The sequence below is a fragment of the Kitasatospora sp. NPDC088346 genome (assembly GCF_044740765.1).
Classification (GTDB): Bacteria; Actinomycetota; Actinomycetes; order Streptomycetales; family Streptomycetaceae; genus Kitasatospora.
Map to the genome: position 1 here is coordinate 1 of NZ_JBIURH010000141.1, position 3,063 is coordinate 3,063.

The 3,063-nt window shown below is 68.5% G+C and carries 4 protein-coding genes; 3 read left to right on the forward strand and 1 reads right to left on the reverse strand.

Annotated elements, in window-relative coordinates:
* Nucleotides 1-385: 385 nt before the first annotated feature.
* The 3 genes from ACIOFR_RS41955 to ACIOFR_RS41965 all read left to right on the forward strand — a co-directional run bounded on the left by ACIOFR_RS41955 (nucleotide 386) and on the right by ACIOFR_RS41965 (nucleotide 1,953).
* Nucleotides 386-619: a hypothetical protein gene (locus ACIOFR_RS41955; protein WP_401006058.1), complete on the forward strand. Its 234-nt coding sequence runs from the start codon at nucleotides 386-388 to the stop codon at nucleotides 617-619.
* Nucleotides 620-761: 142 nt separating this feature from the next.
* Nucleotides 762-995: a hypothetical protein gene (locus ACIOFR_RS41960; RefSeq protein WP_401006060.1), complete on the forward strand. Its 234-nt coding sequence runs from the start codon at nucleotides 762-764 to the stop codon at nucleotides 993-995.
* Between the two features lie 169 nt (nucleotides 996-1,164).
* Nucleotides 1,165-1,953: a S8 family serine peptidase gene (locus ACIOFR_RS41965; protein WP_401006061.1), complete on the forward strand. Its 789-nt coding sequence runs from the start codon at nucleotides 1,165-1,167 to the stop codon at nucleotides 1,951-1,953.
* Nucleotides 1,954-2,415: 462 nt separating this feature from the next.
* On the opposite strand, the gene ACIOFR_RS41970 is transcribed toward ACIOFR_RS41965, so the two are convergent.
* Nucleotides 2,416-2,778, reverse strand: coding sequence for a hypothetical protein (locus ACIOFR_RS41970; RefSeq protein WP_401006063.1), 363 nt, complete (start codon nucleotides 2,776-2,778; stop codon nucleotides 2,416-2,418).
* Nucleotides 2,779-3,063 lie beyond the last annotated feature (285 nt).

The following is a 3,063-nucleotide window of genomic DNA, read 5'->3' on the forward strand; positions in this document are numbered from 1 at the left end:
GCCTGCGCAAACACAGCCGAGACGCCACTCGACCACTGACCACCCTCGGCATCACATGACCAAACCGGACGGATCGCCAGAACGACGCCGCCCTGCCAGAACATAGCCCGCCCTGCCGACGCCCCACCAAGCCGGTGAACCTATACGGTCACCGCACTAGCCAGGCAAAGCTTCCAAACCATCCTTGATTTCCTATTTCGGACATGTGGAACGCATTCTGGCATGGACGCGATAGAAGCCTCAAGTGTTCCTCAGATCCACAATTTCCGCGCACGAATTGTGTCAAGATCGAGAACGTCCCGACCGGGACACACAGAAGAATCGGGGAAAAGTCATGCGTATCCGTCGGTCCATATCGGTTTTGGCTATTTCTGCAGCAACCGTCATGGGTGGTGCGGTCAGTGCGAGCGCCGCCCCGGCTCCCGCCCCTGCGGTGAATTATGGCCAGTGCGACTACGACGGTCCCAGCGGCTGCACCACATACTTCCAGCCGACCCGGACGGCCTGCGAGGGCGTCGTCGCCTGGTATAACTCGGGCTACCACGGAGACGCCTACTTCGAGTACAAGTACCGGCTGTGCGCGACCACGTTCGCCGGCGGCTGGAGGGGCCGAGGCTGACCAGAACCCCTGCGGGGAGGAGGCCACCAGGCCCGGCCTCCTCCCCGCACCCACACCAACGCCCGCGCAAAGGCGTCAGCAGCCCGCTCCGTCGCGGACAAGCCGCCGTGAGATCATCCAGCACCATGAGAGGAAGCAGCACATGGGTTCCGTCATCGTCCTGCTCGCAGGACTGGCAGCCGCCGCCACCGCTGCCACCGTCTTCCTCTCCCATCGGGACAGGGGCCGCAGCCGTGAATCGGACGACCCCACAGGCTTCCTGATCGAGCAACAGCGCACCGCCAACGCCGCCGCACTGCGCGGAACCTACTCCAGCAACGCCGTCCACCACGGAACCGGCCTCGCTTCCGACGCACTGCACAAGTACTACTCCTAAGGGACACGACCGCATGGCACACAGGACCCGCATACTGGCCCTGGCCGCTCTCCTGGCGGCACTGTGCCCGGCCGCGACCTCCACAGCCCGGCCGGAGCCCACCCCCCTGCCCTGGCCACTGCGCGCCTTGCACGCAGACACGGCCTGGCGCAGCTCCACCGGTGCGGGGGTGATCGTGGCCCTGGTCGACAGTGGAGTCCAGGCGGATGCCGAACTGACCGGCCCACGGTTGCCCGCTGTGGACTTCACCCGCTCCGGTATCCCGGAAACCGATGACGATCAGGTCCTCTCCCACGGCACCATGATGGCGGCGCTGATCAATGGCGCCCGCGGCCTACCCGGCCTGGCGCCACAAGCCACGATCCTGCCCCTGAAGTCCGTCACACCGGGCCCCAGAGCCAACGCGCAAAGCGACGCCGACGCCATCCGCTACGCCGCCGACCACGGCGCCAAAGTGCTCAACCTGTCCTTCGGCCTGCCGGCCTCCCTGGACCCATGGGAGGAAGCGGTGCGCTACGCAGTCAGCAAGGACGTCGTGGTCGTCGCAGCGGCCGGCAACTCCGGTTCCTACCAAGCACCCCTGAGTTACCCCGCCGCCTATCCCGGTGTCCTGGCCGTCAGCGCGACCGGATCCGACGGCCGGCTGTCGCCCCTGTCCACGTGGGGGCCCGGCCTCGGCATCTCCGCCCCGGGCGCGCAGATGCCGCTCTACAGCCGCGGATGCGCGAAGTCGACCACCTCATTCGCCGTCTGCACAGGCGACGGCGGCACCAGCGCAGCCACCGCCTACACCTCGGCCGCCGCCGCCCTGCTCCGATCGGCACACCCGGACTGGGACGCCCAGCGCGTCATCACCCACCTGCGAAACACCAGCAGACCTCCACATGACGACACCGAGAAATACGGCGCGGGCGCTCTCGCCCCCGACCTCGCACTCAGCTCGGCAGAGAAAGCATGAACCGAGCCAAAACAATCAGGACTGCATTGGCGATTCGAATCACCTCCGAAATGGGCAAATAGGGAGCCTGCTACCTCTACCTCCGGTGGAGTTTAAACAAAAGGCCGAGAGCCCCCGCAGCCAACCGCCAGCCAACGACACCAGCCCGGCCCGGGACGGCCAGCTACGCCCACTCCACGCCGTGCTCCGCCAGCTGCGCGAGCTGGCCCGGGGTGAGCTTCGACCGGCAGGCCTTCTGGTTGTTGAGCCAGGTGCCCAGGGCGAAGTGCGACACCACTACCTGCTCCTCCGCGCCGGGGCCAGGGCCAGGGCGGCCAGGCCCTGCGCAAACCGGTCCGTCCGCGACACCGCCGGCCTCGCCTCCGACGCAGCCTTCGCGGCCACCAACCCCTGGTCCTCCTCGATCCCGATCGCCGCCAGCAGGTCCCGCTGATCGGCCTCCAAGGCCGGCCATCCGGCCCGCTACGCCTGCACCCACCGACCGAGCTGCTCACCCTCGAACACGGTGTCCAGCGGCAGCCGCGCCCAGTCGACCCGCCCGTCGGCCTCGAGCCACCACGACCTGGCGACCGCGTAGGCGCGCTGCCAGGTGATCGGCCACACCGGGCACCACCACGGGTCGATTTTCTCCAGCGCCCGCCGCCGCTCCGGCGCGAGCGCCCCCGACTCCCCGGCCAGCACCTGCGCGGCCGCCCGCAGCTCCGAGAGCCGGGTGCCGATCGCTGCGCCTGCACCTAGTGGCTGACCGCTCGCTCTCGCGCTCGGCGTCCCGGAGCCCGCCCCCGGCACGCCACTGCGGAGGAAGCGACCTGCGTGGGACGGCATCGACCGCAGACATTCGCGCCGCCGAGCCTGGAGCGCGCAAGCACCAGTGAGCCGTCCTAGAGTGCGACCCCGGCGCTCGCGCGAGACCTCAGTGGTGCGCGCGCTTCCCCACCACCCGCGATGCGCCCTTCCGACGTCGACGGCAGCGTGTTCGGATACGTCTCCGGCGGCGATCCATGCCGCCCTGGAGGGCGGAAGATTTCAAGTCCAGTGAGACGGTCGTGAGGCTATGAGGTTTGTGGTGCGGGCTCGCGGCGCTTGGCGGGGTCGTTGATCCACGCCGTC